The organism is Streptomyces sp. NPDC019224, assembly GCF_040632605.1.
Classification (GTDB): domain Bacteria; phylum Actinomycetota; class Actinomycetes; order Streptomycetales; family Streptomycetaceae; genus Streptomyces.
On sequence record NZ_JBEYCF010000043.1, the window covers coordinates 36992 to 52747 of the forward strand.

Here is a 15756-nt window from a genome sequence, read left to right on the forward strand (position 1 = left end):
CCCTGAAGCCGGTCTACGCCCGCGCGAACTCCGCCCCCGCGTCCCGCAACCGCTCGTGCAGCGCCCGGAACACCTCGGCCGACCGGGCGCCCGGCCAGCCGTCGGGCAGCAGTTCCCGCGGCAGCCCCGGGTCGGCGTAGGGCACCCGGCGCCAGGAGTCCAGTGCCGTCAGGTAGTCCCGGTAGGCCGCCTCCGGGTCCGCCGTCCCGTCCCCGCGCGCCTCCCAGGCCCTGAGGACCGGTTCGTGGTGTTCCAGGAAGTCGTGGTGGAGCCGGGCCACCGCGTCCAGGTCCCACCAGCGGGCCACGGCCTCCCGGGTCGGGGTGAAGCCCAGGTGCTCGCCGCGGAACAGGTCGACGTACGGGGCGAGTTCCAGCCGCTCCAGGGTGTGCCGGGTCTCGTCGTACAGCCCGGCCGGGGCGATCCAGACACCGGGGGCGGCCGTGCCGAACCCCAGCCGGGACAGGCGCGAGCGCAGCAGGTGCCGCTTGTGGCGCTCCGCCTCGGGCACGGAGAACACCGCGAGCACCCAGCCGTCCGACGAGGCCGGGTCCGGGTGCCGGTAGATGCGCCGGTCGCCGTCGTCCAGGAGTTGGCGGGCGTCCGCCGACAGCGCGTACCCGGCCGCCCCGTCGGCCGTGCGCGCGGCGACGAGCAGCCCGCGCCGCTTCAGCCGGGAGACGGACGAGCGTACGGCGGGCGCGTCCACGCCGACGGCGCCGAGCAGCCGGACCAGACCGGCCACCGGCATCGGCTCGTCGCCGGGGGTGCGGCCGTACGCCCCGTACAGGGTGACGATCAGTGAGCGGGGGGTGTGCGGTTCGGCCATGTGATCATTCTCGGCCCGGCGCGGGGCCCGCCGCACCGGGTTCCCCCGCGCGGAGCCGGAACCGTTGCAGTTTCCCCGTGGCGGTCCGGGGGAGCGCCGGCAGGAACGTGAAGCGGCGGGGGCACTTGTGCGGGGCCAGCTCCGCCCGCATGAACGCCCGCAGCTCGTCCGCCGTCAGCGCGGAGCCCTCCCGCGGCACCACGTACGCCGCCACGATCCGGCCGCGCAGCTCGTCCGCCTGCCCCACCACCGCGGCCTCCGCCACGTCCGGGTGGCGCAGCAGGGCCTCCTCGACCTCGGGGCCCGCGATGTTGTACCCGGACGAGATGATCATGTCGTCGGCGCGGGCCACGTACCGGAAGTAGCCGTCCGCGTCGCGCACATAGGTGTCGCCGGTGATGTTCCAGCCGTGCCGTACGTAGTCGCGCTGCCGTTCGTCGGCGAGGTAGCGGCAGCCGACCGGGCCGCGCACGGCGAGCAGCCCCGGCTCGCCGTCCGGCACCGGCGTTCCGTCGGCGTCCACCACGCGGGCCTGCCAGCCGGGGACCGGGACGCCCGTGGTGCCGGGGCGGATGGCGTCGTCGGCGGCGGAGACGAAGATGTGCAGCAGTTCGGTGGCGCCGATGCCGTTGATGATCCGCAGCCCGGTCCGCTCGTGCCAGGCGTGCCAGGTCGCCTCGGGCAGGTTCTCGCCCGCCGAGACGCAGCGGCGCAGCGCCGACAGGTCGTGCCCGTCGAGCTGGTCCAGCATCACCCGGTACGCGGTCGGCGCGGTGAACAGCACGGAGACGCGGTGCTCGGCCAGGGCGGGCAGCAGCTGCTTGGGGCCGGCCTGCTCCAGCAGCAGCGCCGAGGCGCCCGCCCGCAGCGGGAACACCACCAGGCCCCCGAGCCCGAAGGTGAAGCCGAGCGGCGGACTGCCCGCGAACACGTCGTCGGGGACCGGCCGCAGCACGTGCCGCGAGAAGGTGTCCGCGACGGCCAGCACATCGCGGTGCAGGTGCATGCAGCCCTTGGGGCGGCCGGTGGTGCCCGAGGTGAACGCGATCAGCGCCACGTCGTCCGACGCCGTGTCCACCGCCCGGTAGGGCCCCGGCCGGGCGGCGGCCAGCCGCAGCAGGTCGTCCGGCGCCTCACCCCCGTACGCCGTGATCCGCAGCCCCGGCACCTCCGCCTGCGCCAGGTCCTCGACCGACCGTGCGTCGCACAGGGCGTGGCTCACCCGGGCGATCGCGCAGATCGTGGCCAGTTCGGAGGCCCGCTGCTGCGCCAGTACGGTGACGGCGACCGCGCCCGCCTTCAGCACCGCGAGCCAGCAGGCGGCGAGATGCGGTGTGGTGGGGCCGCGCAGCAGGACGCGGTTGCCGGGGACGACCCCCAGGTCCGAGGTGAGGACGTGGGCGATCCGGTCGACGAGGTCCTGCAGCTCCCCGTAGCTCAGCACCCCGCCGTCGGGCGTGCGGAAGGCGGGGCGGCCGGGGCCGAGGCGGCCGGCTGTGCGGTCCAGGAGCTCGGCGGCGCAGTTGAGCCGGTCCGGGTAGTGCAGCTCGGGCAGGTCGAAGACCAGCTCCGGCCACTGCTCCACGGGGGGCAGGTGCTCCCCGGCGAAGCCGTCGATGTGCGCTGAGGTTTTCGGGTCCACGAAGGATCGCCCCCTTGTCGCTCCTGGAGCGTATCGTTTGGGTGACGGGAGTCAACGGTCCGCGATAAAGATGCTCAGGTGCAATCGATTCGACCAGATGCGACCAGAGAGGCGCCGGTATGACGGCATTCTCGCTCGATCCGGCACAGACCGCCTGGTGCGAGGAGTTGCGCACCCTGGCCCGGGACCGGCTCGCCCCGCTCGCCGCGCGCGGCGAGCCGGGGCACGTCAACCGCCCGCTGCTCGCCGCCCTCGGCGAGCTGGGCCTGCTGGACCGGCTGCTCGGCTCGGGCGCCCTCGACCTCTGCCTGCTGCGCGAATCGCTCGCCCGGGGCTGCACGGAGGCCGAGACCGCCCTCGCCCTCCAGGGCCTCGGCGGCTTCCCGGTGCTCCGCTCGGGCACCCCCGCCCAGCGCGAGCGGTGGCTCCCCGAGGTGCGGGCGGGCCGGGCCGTCGCCGCCTTCGCGCTCAGCGAGCCCGGCGCGGGCTCCGACGCGGCCGCCCTCGCGCTCGACGCCGCCCCGGACTCCGGCGGCTGGCGGCTGACCGGCGAGAAGTGCTGGATCTCCAACGCGCCGGAGGCCGACTTCTACACGGTCTTCGCCCGCACGACCCCGGGCGCCCGGGCCCGGGGCGTCACCGCGTTCCTGGTCCCCGCCGACCGGCCGGGCCTGACCGGCACCGCCCTGGAGATGCTCTCCCCGCACCCCATCGGGGCCCTCGCCTTCGACGGCGTCCGCGTCACCGCCGACGACATGCTCGGCGAACCGGACCGGGGCTTCGCGGTCGCCATGGACACCCTCAACCTCTTCCGCCCCAGCGTCGGCGCCTTCGCCCTCGGCATGGCGCGGGCCGCCCTCGAAGCCACCGTGGAGCACACGGCGACCCGTACCGCCTTCGGCGGACCCCTGGCCGGTCTCCAGGCCGTGTCCCACCAGGTCGCCGAGATGGCCACCCGCACCGAGGCCGCCCGGCTGCTGGTCTACGCGGCGGCCGCCGCCCACGACGCGGGGGAGCCCGGGGTGCCGCGCCGGGCCGCCATGGCGAAGCTGTACGCCACCGAGACCGCGCAGTACGCCGTGGACACCGCCGTCCAGCTGCACGGCGCCCGCGCGCTGCAACGCGGGCATCTGCTCGAACACCTCTACCGGGAGGTCCGCGCCCCGCGCATCTACGAGGGCGCCAGCGAGGTCCAGCGCACCATCATCGCCAAGGAGCTGTACGCGAACCGGGAGCCCTCCGCATGAGCTCGATCCACCGCATCAACCCGCACGAACTCCCGCCCGCCTCCGGCTTCTCGCACGCGGTCACCGCCACCGGCGGCCGGCTCGTGTTCCTGGCCGGGCAGACCGCCCTGGACCAGCACGGCGCCGTCGTCGGCGAGACGCTGCCCGAGCAGTTCGCCACCGCCCTCGGCAACCTCCTCACCGCCCTGCGCGCGGCCGGCGGCTCCCCGGCGGACCTGGCCCGGGTCACGGTGTACGCCACCGATGTCGCCGACTACCGGGCCCACGCCCCGGAACTGGGCCGCGTCTGGCGCCGGCTGGCGGGCCGCGACTACCCGGCGATGGCCGTCATCGGGGCGGCGCGGCTCTGGGACGAACAGGCCCTGGTCGAGATCGACGGGATCGCGGTCCTGCCCGGACAGAACACTTAGGGCTTTCACGGCGGGCCGTCGTGGGCGCGGCGCGCCGTACGGGTGGGGCACGGCCGGGGCGATATCTCTATTCAGTGCGCTTTGCCCGTTGTGTGACCATCTGCCTCGCTCCACCCGCCGCCGCGCCCCGCCGCCCCGTCGTATGACCGCCCTCATCGTCGGTCACTTCGTCCTCGCGGCCTGCGCGCGTCCGCTGGTGCGGTGGCTGGGGGCGCGCGCCTTCCTCGTCCTCGCGCTGCCGCCCGCCGCCACCACCTGCTGGGCCTTCACCCAGTGGGACACGGCCGCGTCCGGCTCCTCGGCCGACTGGTCGTGGGCGTGGATGCCCGCGTACGACGTCTCCGTCTCCCTCCGCCTGGACGCGCTCGCCGAACTGATGGTGCTGCTCGCGTCCGGCGTCGGCACGCTCGTCCTGCTGTACTGCGCCTCCTACTTCAAGGACACGACCCCCGGCCCGGCCGGATTCGCCGGGAACCTGCTCGCCTTCGCCGGCGCCATGCTCGCCCTCGTCCTCAGCGACGACCTGATCTCCCTCTACGTCTTCTGGGAGCTCACCACCGTCTTCTCGTACCTGCTCATCGGGTACGACAGCGAGCAGCGGCACAGCAGACGCTCCGCCCTCCAGGCACTGACCGTCACCACGCTCGGCGGCCTCGCCATGCTGATCGGCTTCCTGATCGTCGGCCGGGAGGCCGGCACCTACCGCGTCTCCGGGATCCTCGCCGACCCGCCCCCGGCGACCACCGCCCTCGAGGTCGCCGTCCTGCTCATCCTGTGCGGGGCCCTGTCCAAGTCGGCGGTCTGGCCGTTCAGTCTCTGGCTCCCCAACGCCATGGCCGCTCCCACCCCCGTCAGCGCCTATCTGCACGCCGCCGCGATGGTCAAGGCCGGGGTCTACCTGGTCGCCCGGCTCGCGCCCGCCTTCGCCGACGTGCCCGGCTGGCGGCCCGTCGTGATGGTCCTCGGCGCCGCGACGATGCTCCTCGGCGGCTGGCGGGCCCTGCGGCTGCACGATCTCAAGATCGTCCTCGCCTACGGCACCGTCAGCCAGCTCGGCTTCCTCGTCCTGCTCGCGGGCGTCGGCAACCGCGACGCCGCGCTGGCCGCCGCCGCCATGATCCTCGCGCACGCCCTCTTCAAGGCCCCGCTCTTCCTCGTCACCGGCATCATCGACCACGCGGCCGGCACCCGCGACCTGCGCAAGCTCTCCGGCGTCGGACGCGCCCTGCCCCATGTGTGCGCCGTCGCCGTGCTCGCCGCCGCCTCCATGGCCGCCCTGCCCCCGCTGCTCGGTTTCGCGGCGAAGGAGGCCGCGTTCGAGGCGCTGCTGCACGGGGACACGGCGGAGCGCTGGGCGCTGGGCATCACGGTGGCGGGCTCGGCGCTGACCGTCGCGTACACCGCCCGGTTCGTCTGGGGCGGCTTCCTGCGCAAACCGGGCGTCGCCGACACCCCGGTGCACCGGGTCGGCCCGGCCTTCCTCGCCGCGCCCGCCGTGCTCGTGGCCTGCGGGCTGGTCCTCGGGCCCGGCGTCGGGTGGACCGACCGGCTGCTGAGCGCCTACGCCGACGCCTTCCCGGCCCCCGCCCACCCCTACCACCTCGCGCTCTGGCACGGCTGGGGCACCGCCCTGCTGCTCTCGGCCGTCGCCACGGCGGGCGGCGCGGTGCTCTTCGCCGCACGCGACCGGGTCGCCCGGTTCTCCCGGCGCATCGCCTGGCCCACCGCCGACGGCGTCTTCGGCCGGCTGCTCCTGGGCCTGGAACGCCTCTCCCTCCAGGCCACCGGATTCGTCCAGCGCGGCTCGCTCTCCGTGTACCTCGCCACCACCCTGCTGGTGATGCTCGCCGGACAGCTCTCCGTGCTCATCGCCGACCGGCCCTGGCACGGCGCGTCCGCGCCCCGGCTCTGGGACGTCCCGCTCCAGGGCGCGATCGCCGCCCTGACCTGCGCGGCGGCCCTCCTCTGCCTCACCGTCAGACGGCGCATGAAGGCCGTGGTGCTGGCCGGACTCACCGGTTACGGGACCGCGCTGCTGTTCGTCGTCCAGGGCGGCCCGGACCTGGCGCTCACCCAGTTCTGCGTGGAAACCGTGTCGATGATCGTGTTCGTGCTGGTCCTGCGGCGGATGCCGGTGCACTTCCAGGAGTCCGTGAGCACCTGGCGGCGGGCCGTGCGCATCCCGGTCGCTCTGGCCGCCGCCGCCACCCTCGGCGTGGTGGTCTGGGTCGCCGCCGCCGCGCGCACCGCGTCCCCGGCGGGCGCCGCCATGGTCGAGGAGACCGCGGACCACGGCCTCAAGGACGTCGTCGCCACGATCCTGGTGGACCTCCGCGCCTGGGACACGATGGGGGAGTCCGCCGTCCTCGCCGCCGCCGCGATCGGCGTGACCAGCCTCATCTACCTGCACCGCCGCGCGGAGGGGACCGCGGCGCCCTCGGAGGTACGGGGGCGCACCGCCTGGTCGGTGACCGCCGAACCGCTGACCGGGGTGCCCCGGGGCGACGAGGGGGCGCCCGAGCGCGACTGGCTGGCGGCCGGCGGGACCCTGGCGCCCGAGCACCGGTCCGTCGTCTTCGAGGTGGTGGCCCGGCTGCTGTTCCACCCGATCCTGGTGCTCTCGGTCTACCTGCTGTTCTGCGCCGAGAACATGCCGGGCGGCGGCTTCGTCGGCGGCCTGGTCGCGGGCCTCGCCCTGATCACCCGTTACCTGGCGGGCGGCCGCTTCGAACTCGCCGAGGCCGCGCCCCTGCAACCGGGCCTGTTCACCGGGCTCGGCCTCTTCCTGTCCACCGGCGTCGCCCTGTTCGGCCTCTGGGACGGAACGGTCCTGCACGCCTGGACGTACCACGGTCATCTGCCGCTCATCGGCGACTTCGAGTTCGGCACACCGGTGATCTTCGACTGCGGGGTGTACCTGCTGGTCCTCGGCGTCGTCCTCGACATCGTGCGGGCCCTCGGCGCCAAGATCGACCGCCAGATCGAGCGGGCCGCCGCCGAGAAGGCCGCCGCGCGCCGGGCCGGACCGGAACCGGGGGAGGCCGCCCCGTGACCGTCAGCGCCTCGCTCCTGGCCACCGCGGCGGTCCTCTGCGCGGTCGGCGGCATCCTCATGCTGACCAGGCCCCTCACCCGCATCCTGCTCGGCGCGGTCGTCGCCGGCAACGGCATCAACCTGTTCATCCTGTCCGCCACGGGGACGGCCGGCCGCGCACCGCTGCTGTACGGCGTCGACCTCGCCCGGGTCACCGACCCCCTGCCCCAGGCCATCGCCCTCACCGCGATCGTCATCACCCTGGCCACCACCGCGTTCCTGCTCGCCATGGCCTACCGCAGCCACCAGCTGACCGGCACCGACGAGGTCCACGACGACCTGGAGGACCGGCGCGTCGTGCTCCGCGCCGAGGTGCTGGACGAACGGGACGAGCTGCGCGCGCGTTTCCGGGCCGACGGCGACCGCAGCGCCGAGGCCCGCCACCGCTACCGCGAGGAACGCCGCCGCCTGCGGGGCCGGCTGCGCGCCGACCGCGCCCTCCAGGCCCGGGGCCGCGACGCCACCGGCGACCTGTGGCACGACGTCCTCGGGGCGGACCCGGAGGACTACGCCGCCGCCGAGGCGAACGGCACCCCCACCCCCGACGCCGAGAGCCCAGGAGGCACCGGATGAACGCCCTCGTCCCGCTGCCGGTGGTGCTGCCGCTCTGCGCGACCGGTCTCAGCCTCGCCTTCGGCACCCGGCTCAAGCGGTTCCAGCGCTTCATCAGCGTCGCCGTGCTGACCGCCGTCCTCGGACTCTCGGTCGCCCTGATGATCGCCGCCGACCGGGAGGGCCCCCTCTCCGTGCACCTCGGCGACTTCGCGCCGCCGGTCGGCATCACCCTGGTCGCCGACCGGCTCTCCGGGCTGATGCTGACGGTCTCCTCGGCCGTCACCCTGTGCGTCCTCGTCTACTCCCTGGGCCAGGGCATGGCCGACCGGGACGAGGAGACGCCCGTCGCGGTCTTCCACCCCGCCTACCTGATCCTGGTCGCCGGGGTGTCCTGCACCTTCCTCGCCGGTGACCTGGTCAACCTCTACGTCGGCTTCGAGATCATGCTCGTCGCGAGCTTCGTCCTGCTGACCCTCGGCGGCACCGGACCGCGCATCCGGGCGGGCTCCACGTACGTGATCATCTCGCTGTTCTCCTCGATGCTCTTCCTCACCGCCATCGCCATGACGTACGCGGCGACCGGCACCGCCAACCTCGCCCAGCTCGCCGAACGGCTGGCCGGGCTCCCGCTGGGCGTCCAGACGCTGATCCAGGCGATGCTGCTGACGGTCTTCGCGATCAAGGCCGCCGTCTTCCCGCTCGCCGCCTGGCTGCCCGACTCCTATCCCACCGCGCCCGCCCCCGTCACCGCCGTCTTCGCCGGGCTGCTCACCAAGGTCGGCGTCTACAGCATGCTGCGCACCGAGACGCTGCTCTTCCCCGGCAACCGGCTCGGCGACCTGCTGATGGCGGCGGCGCTCGCCTCGATGACCGTCGGCATCCTGGGGGCCGTCGCGCAGACCGACCTCAAGCGGCTGCTCTCCTTCACCCTCATCAGCCACATCGGTTACATGGTCTTCGGTATCGGCCTCGCCGACCGGCAGGCGTACGCCGGCGCGATCGTCTACGTCGTCCACCACATCACCGTCCAGACCACGCTGTTCCTGGTCGCCGGGCTGATCGAACGCCGGGGCGGCACCACCGAACTCACCCGGCTCGGCGGCATCGCCCGCGCCGCCCCCGCGCTCGCCGTCCTCTTCTTCGTCCCCGCGATGAACCTCGCCGGCATCCCGCCGCTGTCCGGGTTCATCGGCAAGCTCGGCCTGATGCGCGCCGGCGTCGCCGACGGCGGGGTGTGGTCCTGGATCCTCGTCGTCGGGGCGGTCTCGACCAGCCTGCTCACGCTGTACGTGATGGCCAAGGTCTGGAACCTGGCCTTCTGGCGGGCCGCGCCCCCGGGCCAGGCCGCCGCCGGCACGGTCCTGGAGTCGGACGACGACAGCGACGACGGCGACGCCGACGAGGGACCGGACCGGATGGCCGGCACCGGCGACGAGGGCGTGCGCCTCCGCCACCAGCCGGCCGGGCTCGCCGTCGCCGCCACCCTGCACGGCCATGCGGTCACCACGACCAGTGTGCTGCCCCGCCCGATGACCTGGGCGACGGCCGCCGCGGTCGGCCTCGGCCTCGCCTTCACCGTGTTCGCCGGCCCGCTGACCTCGTACACCGACCGCTCGGCCGCCGAACTCCTCGCCCGCAGGCCCTACATCGAGGAGGTGCTCGGCCGGTGAAACGCCTCGTCACCTTCTCTTTCCGGAACAAGGACCTGCCGCCGTTCAGCGCCGCGCTCGGCAGCCGGCACCGACGGCTGCTCGACCTCCCGCTGATCATCTGGCTCACCGTCATCTGGGTGCTGCTCTGGTCCACCCTGAACCTGGCCAACGTGCTGACCGGAGTCGTGGTCGCGGTGGCCGTCTGCCTGGCCTTCCCGCTGCCCAAGGTCGACCTCGGGCTGCGGCTGCACCCCTGGGGCATCCTGCGGCTGGCCGGCTATCTGCTCTACGACATGTACACCTCCGGCGTGAAGGTCACCCGGCAGATCCACGGCAGCCGGTCGCGCCGGGCCGCCGTCATCGCCGTACCGCTGCGCTGCCGCTCGGACCTGATGCTCACCGCGACCGCCGTCGCCGTGTCGAACGTGCCGGACGGGTCGGTCGTCGAGGTGCGCCGGGCCACCGCCACCGTCTTCCTGCACGTCCTGGACGCGGGCGACCCCGCCGAGCTGGAGGCCGCCCGGCAGTCCGTCTGGCGCCTGGAGGAGCTGACCGTACGGGCCTTCGGCACCCCCGACGAGATCGAGCGGGTCGCCGCCCCGCCCCCGCGAGCACCGCACACCGGCCCACGGCCGGGAGACCAGGAGGAGAGGCCGTGAACGAGCCCCAGACCGTGGACCGGGTGCTGCTCGTCGCAGCCGTCGTCCTGATCCTCGTCGCCGGCGCGGCCCTGCTCGCGCGCATCTGGCGCGGGCCCTCGATGCTGGACCGGGCCATCGCGCTCGACGTCTGCGCCGCGCTGATCATCGCCGGCCTCGGCGCCAAGTCGGCCTTCGCACGCGACCCGTTCTACTTCCCGATCATGCTGGTGCTGGCCTTCCTCGGCTTCACCGGTTCGGTGGGCATCGCGCGCTTCATCGCCGTACGCGACCGGCCGCCGGGCCGGCCGCACCGTCCCGGCGGCCGACGGGACGGCGGCACCTCATGAGCGTCTGGCTCCAGTTTCTCGACACGGCGGGCGCGGCGCTGGTGCTGATCGGCGCCGCGATCTGCCTGCTCGGGGTGGTCGGCATGCTGAGACTGCCCGACGTCCTCTCCCGCAGCCACGCCGCGACCAAACCCCAGGCACTGGGCATGCTGATCGTGCTGGCCGGTGTGGCACTGCGGCTGCGCAGCGGCATGGACCTCGCCACGCTCGGGCTGATCGGCTTCTTCCAGCTGATGACCGGCCCGGTCGCCGCGCACCTGGTGGCCCGCTCCGCGTACCGGACCGGGCAGATCGACCACTCCGAGCTGCTCTTCGACGACCTCGACGAGCAGCTGACCGAGGAGACCTGAGCCGGACCGGCGGAGGGCCGAGGGGCGCGGGCCCCGGGGCCCGGGAGGCCTCAGTCCGTGAGGAACGCGCCCTCGCGGCAGGCGCGGCAGACGAAGACGTAGCCCAGCTGGCCGCCGAGGTTCATCGAGGTCTCCTGGGAGAACCCCTCCTCCAGGTGGGCCACGAACTCCATCGTGCCGGAGCAGGAGGGGCACGCGGGCACCCGGTCGTCCTCCAGGTAGGAGGGATCGCCCCCGAGCGATCCGAGCACCTCCCGCTGCCTCCCGAACCATTCGTCCGGTTCCCGCTTCCACCCCGCGCGGCCGATGTCGTACGCGTCGGGCTCGACGCCTTCGTCGCAGTCCTCCGGGTCGACCGTCACGACCTGCGTGCGGATGGCCGAGACCGCGGGCAGGACCGTCAGCCCCGTCTCCGGTACGGCGACCGGCCGCAGCCCCTCCCGGGGGAACAGATGGACCCGGTTGGCGCCGGACCCGGCCGCCCAGAACTCACACGCGCCGGGGTCGTTCTGGCACACGAACACCGACAGGACGCCGTCCTCGACGGGAAGGTGCGCGAAGAACTGCAACGGCCCTCCGCAGTCGCACACGGGCCAGGTGAACCCGGCGGGAGCCAACGGCACGCCACCGGTACGCGCGACGTCGGAGTCGGCCGGGGCGGCGCCGTCGTAGATCATCAGATTCGTCTGCATGGGGAGAGGTTACGGGGGACCTCCGACAGCGGGAGCGCGCCCGCCGTCCACTCCGGCGGCCGGCCCCCGGCGCGGCTCTTCTCACACCGGCGCCCCCTCCGGTGTGCGGTGAGCGTTACCGCCCATGATCGGCCGGGGCCACACCGGCGTAACGGCCCCTTCCTACCGTCGGGGGCACGATCCGATTCACGGAAGGGCTCCCCGGTGCCTCCACAGAGCTCGTCGGCCGACGCCACTCAGGTCCGTACGGTCTGCTCGTACTGCGGGGTGGGCTGCGGCATGGTCCTCGACCTGGCGTCCGGGCCCGACGGGCGCCGTACCGTCCTCAAGGCCTCGGGGGACAAGGCCCACCCCGCCAACTCCGGCCGGCTCTGCACCAAGGGGGCGACGACCGCCGACCTGCTCGCCGCGCCCGGCCGGCTGACCACCGCCCTGCTGCGGCCCGAGCGGGGCGCGGAACCCGTACCGGTCGCCGTGGACGAGGCGGTCGCCTCCACCGCGCGGCGGCTGCGGGCGGTCATCGACGAGCACGGGCCGGACGCCGTCGCGTTCTACGTCTCCGGGCAGCTGAGCCTGGAGGCGCAGTACCTCGCCAACAAGCTGGCCAAGGGGTTCGTCCGGACCAGCCGGATGGAGTCCAACTCGCGGCTGTGCATGGCGAGCGCGGGCAGCGGTTACAAGCTGTCGCTCGGCGCCGACGGCCCGCCCGGCTCCTACGACGACCTGGACCGCGCGGACGTCTTCCTCGTCATCGGCTCCAACATGGCCGACTGCCACCCCGTCCTCTTCCTGCGCCTCCTCGACCGGGTCAAGGCGGGCGCCAAGCTGATCGTCGTCGACCCCCGGCGCACCGCCACCGCCGACAAGGCCGACCTCTTCCTGCGCGTCAACCCCGGCACCGACCTGGCCCTCCTCAACGGCCTCCTGCACCTGCTCCACGCGAACGGGCACACCGACTCCGCGTTCGTCGCCGAGCACACCGAGGGCTGGGAGGCGATGCCGGACTTCCTCGCGGACTACCCGCCCGCCGCCGTCGCCGCGATCACCGGCATCCCCGAGGAGGACATCCGCCGCGCCGCGCGGTGGATCGGCGAGGCGGGCGAGTGGACGAGCTGCTGGACGATGGGGCTCAACCAGTCCACGCACGGCACCTGGAACACCAACGCGCTGATCAACCTGCACCTGGCGACCGGCGCGATCTGCCGCCCGGGCAGCGGCCCCCTCTCGCTCACCGGCCAGCCCAACGCCATGGGCGGCCGCGAGATGGGCTACATGGGCCCGGGGCTGCCCGGCCAGCGCTCGCTCCTGGACGACGGGGACCGCGCCTTCACCGAGGAACTGTGGGGCCTGGAGCCCGGCACCCTGCGCAAGGACGAGTGCGGCCGGGGAACCGTGGAGATGTTCGAGCGGATGGCGGCGGGCGACATCAAGGCGTGCTGGATCATCTGCACCAACCCCGTCGCCTCCGTCGCCAACCGCCGCACCGTCATCGAGGCGCTGGAGGCCGCCGAACTCGTCATCACCCAGGACGTGTTCGCCGACACCGAGACCAACGCCTACGCCGACGTCGTCCTGCCCGGCGCGCTGTGGAGCGAGGCGGAGGGCGTACTCGTCAACAGCGAACGCAACCTCACCCTCGCCCGCCCGGCCGTCGAGCCGCCCGGCGAGGCCCTCGCGGACTGGCGGATCATCGCCCGCATCGCCTGCGCGATGGGGTACGCCGACGCCTTCACGTACGACAGCGCCGAGGAGGTCTTCGAGGAGATCAAGCGCGCGGCGAACCCCCGGACCGGCTACGACCTGCGGGGCGTGACGTACGAACGGCTGCGCGACACCCCCGTCCAGTGGCCCGCGCCCACCGCCGACGGCCCCGACCGCAACCCCATCCGCTACCTCGCCCCGGACGGCGGCGGACCGGTCTTCCCGACCCCGAGCGGACGCGCCCGCTTCTTCGCCCGCCCCCACATCCCGGCCGCCGAGATGCCGGACGACGACTACCCCTTCCTGCTCAACACCGGACGGGTCCAGCACCAGTGGCACACCCTCACCAAGACCGGCAGGGTCGCCAAGCTCAACCGGCTCGACCCGGGCCCGTTCGTCGAGGTGCACCCCGAGGACGCGGCCCGGCTCGGGATCGCGGAGGGCGACTCGGTGGAGGTCGAGTCGCGGCGCGGGCGGGCCGTGCTGCCGGCCGTGGTGACCGACCGGGTGGCGCCCGGCGGCTGCTTCGCGCCCTTCCACTGGAACGACCTGTTCGGTGAGTACCTCAGCGTCAACGCCGTGACCAGCGACGCCATCGACCCGGTCTCCTTCCAGCCGGAGTTCAAGGTGTGCGCGGTGACCCTGACGAAGGTGGCCGCAGCCCCGACCCCGGCGCCGCTGCCGGTGGAGGCCCCCGCCCAGGCGCCCGTCGCCGTCTTCGGCCTGGAGAGCACCCGGCCCCCGGTCCTCGCCGAGCACGAACGCCAGTACCTGGTCGGCTTCCTCGCCGGGCTGCCCCTGGGCACGCCCGGTGTCCCCGTCCTCCCGCCCGGCGCGCCCTTCAGCGCCGAGCACGCGCGCTGGGTCAACGGGGTCCTGGCCGGCATGTACTCGCGCACCGCGCCCCCCGTCGAGGCGACCGCGCCGGTCGCCGCCGAGGCCCCCGGCCGCGAGGTCGTCGTGCTGTGGGCCTCGCAGACGGGCAACGCCGAGGAGTTCGCCGTCGCCACCGCCGACCGGCTCACCGCCACGGGCCACCGTACCCGGCTCCTCGGCATGGACGAGGCCGACCCGCGCGCCCTGCCCCCCGCCGCCGACCTCCTCCTGATCACCAGCACCTTCGGGGACGGCGACGCCCCCGACAACGGCTCCGGGTTCTGGGAGGCCCTGACGGCCGCCGACACCCCGCCCCTGGAGGGCAGGCGGTACGCGGTCCTGGCGTTCGGCGACTCCTCGTACGACGACTTCTGCGGGCACGGACGGCGGCTCGACCGCCGCCTGGACGAGCTGGGGGCCGTACGCCTCGCCCCGCGCACCGACTGCGAACCCGACTACGAGCCGTCCGCGCTGAGCTGGCTCGACCAGGTCCTCACCGGCCTCACCGCACCGCCCGCCGATCCTCCCCCCGCACCCGCACCCGCACCCGCGCTGGCCCCCGCGCCCGCCCCGGCCCGCGCTTCCAGACCCGCACCCGTCACGGCCCGGCTGGCCGGCAACCGGCTGCTCGGCCTCCCCGGCTCGGGCAAGGAGGTCCGCCGGTTCACCTTCGACACCAGCGGCACCGGCACCGCCCTCGACTACGCGGCCGGCGACGCCCTCGGCGTCCACGCCGTCAACCACCCGGACCTGGTGGCCGAATGGCTCTCCGTCACCGGCCTCGACGCCGAAGCGGAGACCGAGGTCGCCGCCCTCGGCGGCGTCCGGCTCGGCGACGCGCTCCACACCCACCTGGACATCACCCGCCTCACCCCCGCCCTGCTCGGCTTCGTCACCGAACGCACCGGCGACCGGGACCTGAAGAAGATGCTGCGCCCCGACAACAAGGGCGAGCTGGCCCGCTGGTCCTGGGGCCGGCAGGCCGTCGACGTCCTCGCCGAGTTCCCGGTCCGGGCCACGCCCGAGGAGTGGGCCGGAATCCTCAAGCCCCTCCAGCCGCGCCTGTACTCGATATCGTCCAGCCCGCTCACCGACCCGCACCGCCTCTCCCTGACGGTCTCCGTCGTCCGCTACGAGAACCTGCACGGCCGCCCGCGCACCGGGGTGTGCTCGCCGTTCCTCGCGGACGCAGCCCCCGACACCCGGGTCCCGGTCTTCGTCCGCCGCTCCCCGCACTTCCGGCCCCCGGCCCGCCCCGACGCACCCATGGTCATGGTGGGGCCGGGGACGGGCGTGGCCCCCTTCATCGGCTTCCTGGAGGAGCGCCGCGCCCGCCGCGACCCCGGCCCCAACTGGCTGTTCTTCGGGGAGCAGCACCGGGCCACCGACTTCTTCTACGAGGAGGAGCTGACGTCCTTCCTCGCCGACGGCACCCTCACCCGCCTGGACACCGCCTTCTCCCGCGACCAGCGCGCCAAGATCTACGTACAGGACCGGATGCGCGAGCACGGCGCCAAACTGTGGTCCTGGCTGCGCGACGGGGCCCACTTCTACGTGTGCGGGGACGCCGCCCGGATGGCCAAGGACGTCGACCGGGCGCTGCGCGACATCGCCGTCGCGCACGGCGGGCTGGACCCGGAGGCCGCCGCCCTGTACGTGAAGCAGCTCGCCGCCGACAAGCGGTACGTGCGCGACGTGTACTGACGGGCGGGGCGCCCCGT

At 74.0% G+C, this 15756-nt stretch carries 12 protein-coding genes; 9 read left to right on the plus strand and 3 right to left on the minus strand.

Annotated elements, in window-relative coordinates; genetic code table 11:
• Positions 1–13 precede the first annotated feature (13 nt).
• Together ABZ564_RS24335 and ABZ564_RS24340 are read right to left on the minus strand one after the other, a co-directional pair.
• Positions 14–829: a PaaX family transcriptional regulator C-terminal domain-containing protein gene (locus ABZ564_RS24335; protein ID WP_360860261.1), complete on the minus strand. Its 816-nt coding sequence runs from the start codon at positions 827–829 to the stop codon at positions 14–16.
• Between the two features lie 4 nt (positions 830–833).
• Positions 834–2471, minus strand: coding sequence for an AMP-binding protein (locus ABZ564_RS24340; protein ID WP_360860264.1), 1638 nt, complete (start codon positions 2469–2471; stop codon positions 834–836).
• Positions 2472–2590: 119 nt separating this feature from the next.
• On the opposite strand from ABZ564_RS24340, the gene ABZ564_RS24345 reads away from it, so the two are divergent.
• From ABZ564_RS24345 to mnhG, 8 genes are all read left to right on the plus strand, one after another.
• The gene (locus ABZ564_RS24345) at positions 2591–3718 is read left to right on the plus strand and encodes an acyl-CoA dehydrogenase family protein (protein ID WP_360860267.1); all 1128 of its coding nucleotides are present in this window, start codon (positions 2591–2593) and stop codon (positions 3716–3718) included.
• On the plus strand, positions 3715–4128 hold the full coding sequence (locus tag ABZ564_RS24350; RefSeq protein WP_360860270.1) for a RidA family protein: 414 nt from the start codon (positions 3715–3717) through the stop codon (positions 4126–4128). The genes ABZ564_RS24345 and ABZ564_RS24350 overlap by 4 nt, the downstream gene beginning before the upstream one ends.
• Positions 4129–4270: 142 nt before the next feature.
• Positions 4271–7180, plus strand: coding sequence for a Na+/H+ antiporter subunit A (locus tag ABZ564_RS24355; protein WP_360860273.1), 2910 nt, complete (start codon positions 4271–4273; stop codon positions 7178–7180).
• Positions 7177–7794, plus strand: a complete 618-nt coding sequence (locus ABZ564_RS24360; RefSeq protein WP_360860276.1) for a Na(+)/H(+) antiporter subunit C — start codon at positions 7177–7179, stop codon at positions 7792–7794. The genes ABZ564_RS24355 and ABZ564_RS24360 overlap by 4 nt, the downstream gene beginning before the upstream one ends.
• A complete protein-coding gene (locus tag ABZ564_RS24365) occupies positions 7791–9446 on the plus strand; it encodes a Na+/H+ antiporter subunit D (protein ID WP_360860279.1) in 1656 nt (551 codons plus the stop codon). Before ABZ564_RS24360 ends, ABZ564_RS24365 begins: the two co-directional genes overlap by 4 nt.
• Positions 9443–10087, plus strand: coding sequence for a Na+/H+ antiporter subunit E (locus tag ABZ564_RS24370; protein WP_360860282.1), 645 nt, complete (start codon positions 9443–9445; stop codon positions 10085–10087). Before ABZ564_RS24365 ends, ABZ564_RS24370 begins: the two co-directional genes overlap by 4 nt.
• Entirely contained in the window at positions 10084–10416 is a 333-nt protein-coding gene (locus tag ABZ564_RS24375; RefSeq protein ID WP_360860285.1) for a monovalent cation/H+ antiporter complex subunit F, read from the plus strand. The genes ABZ564_RS24370 and ABZ564_RS24375 overlap by 4 nt, the downstream gene beginning before the upstream one ends.
• Complete coding sequence (gene mnhG / locus ABZ564_RS24380; RefSeq protein WP_360860288.1) at positions 10413–10766, plus strand: monovalent cation/H(+) antiporter subunit G; 354 nt, start codon at positions 10413–10415, stop codon at positions 10764–10766. Before ABZ564_RS24375 ends, mnhG begins: the two co-directional genes overlap by 4 nt.
• Before the next feature lie 50 nt (positions 10767–10816).
• Here mnhG and ABZ564_RS24385 read toward each other — a convergent pair whose 3' ends face one another.
• Positions 10817–11458 (minus strand): hypothetical protein, encoded by a 642-nt coding sequence (locus ABZ564_RS24385; RefSeq protein WP_360860291.1) that lies wholly within the window; start codon positions 11456–11458, stop codon positions 10817–10819.
• A gap of 204 nt (positions 11459–11662) precedes the next feature.
• On the opposite strand from ABZ564_RS24385, the gene ABZ564_RS24390 reads away from it, so the two are divergent.
• On the plus strand, positions 11663–15739 hold the full coding sequence (locus ABZ564_RS24390; protein WP_360860294.1) for a bifunctional nitrate reductase/sulfite reductase flavoprotein subunit alpha: 4077 nt from the start codon (positions 11663–11665) through the stop codon (positions 15737–15739).
• Positions 15740–15756: the final 17 nt, after the last annotated feature.

Coding starts and splice junctions, on each gene's coding strand:
- ABZ564_RS24335 (WP_360860261.1), bottom strand. CDS start 829: ATGGCCGAACCGCACACCCCCCGCTCACTGATCGTCACCCTGTACGGG.
- ABZ564_RS24345 (WP_360860267.1), top strand. CDS start 2,591: ATGACGGCATTCTCGCTCGATCCGGCACAGACCGCCTGGTGCGAGGAG.
- ABZ564_RS24350 (WP_360860270.1), top strand. CDS start 3,715: ATGAGCTCGATCCACCGCATCAACCCGCACGAACTCCCGCCCGCCTCC.
- ABZ564_RS24355 (WP_360860273.1), top strand. CDS start 4,271: ATGACCGCCCTCATCGTCGGTCACTTCGTCCTCGCGGCCTGCGCGCGT.
- ABZ564_RS24365 (WP_360860279.1), top strand. CDS start 7,791: ATGAACGCCCTCGTCCCGCTGCCGGTGGTGCTGCCGCTCTGCGCGACC.
- mnhG (WP_360860288.1), top strand. CDS start 10,413: ATGAGCGTCTGGCTCCAGTTTCTCGACACGGCGGGCGCGGCGCTGGTG.
- ABZ564_RS24385 (WP_360860291.1), bottom strand. CDS start 11,458: ATGCAGACGAATCTGATGATCTACGACGGCGCCGCCCCGGCCGACTCC.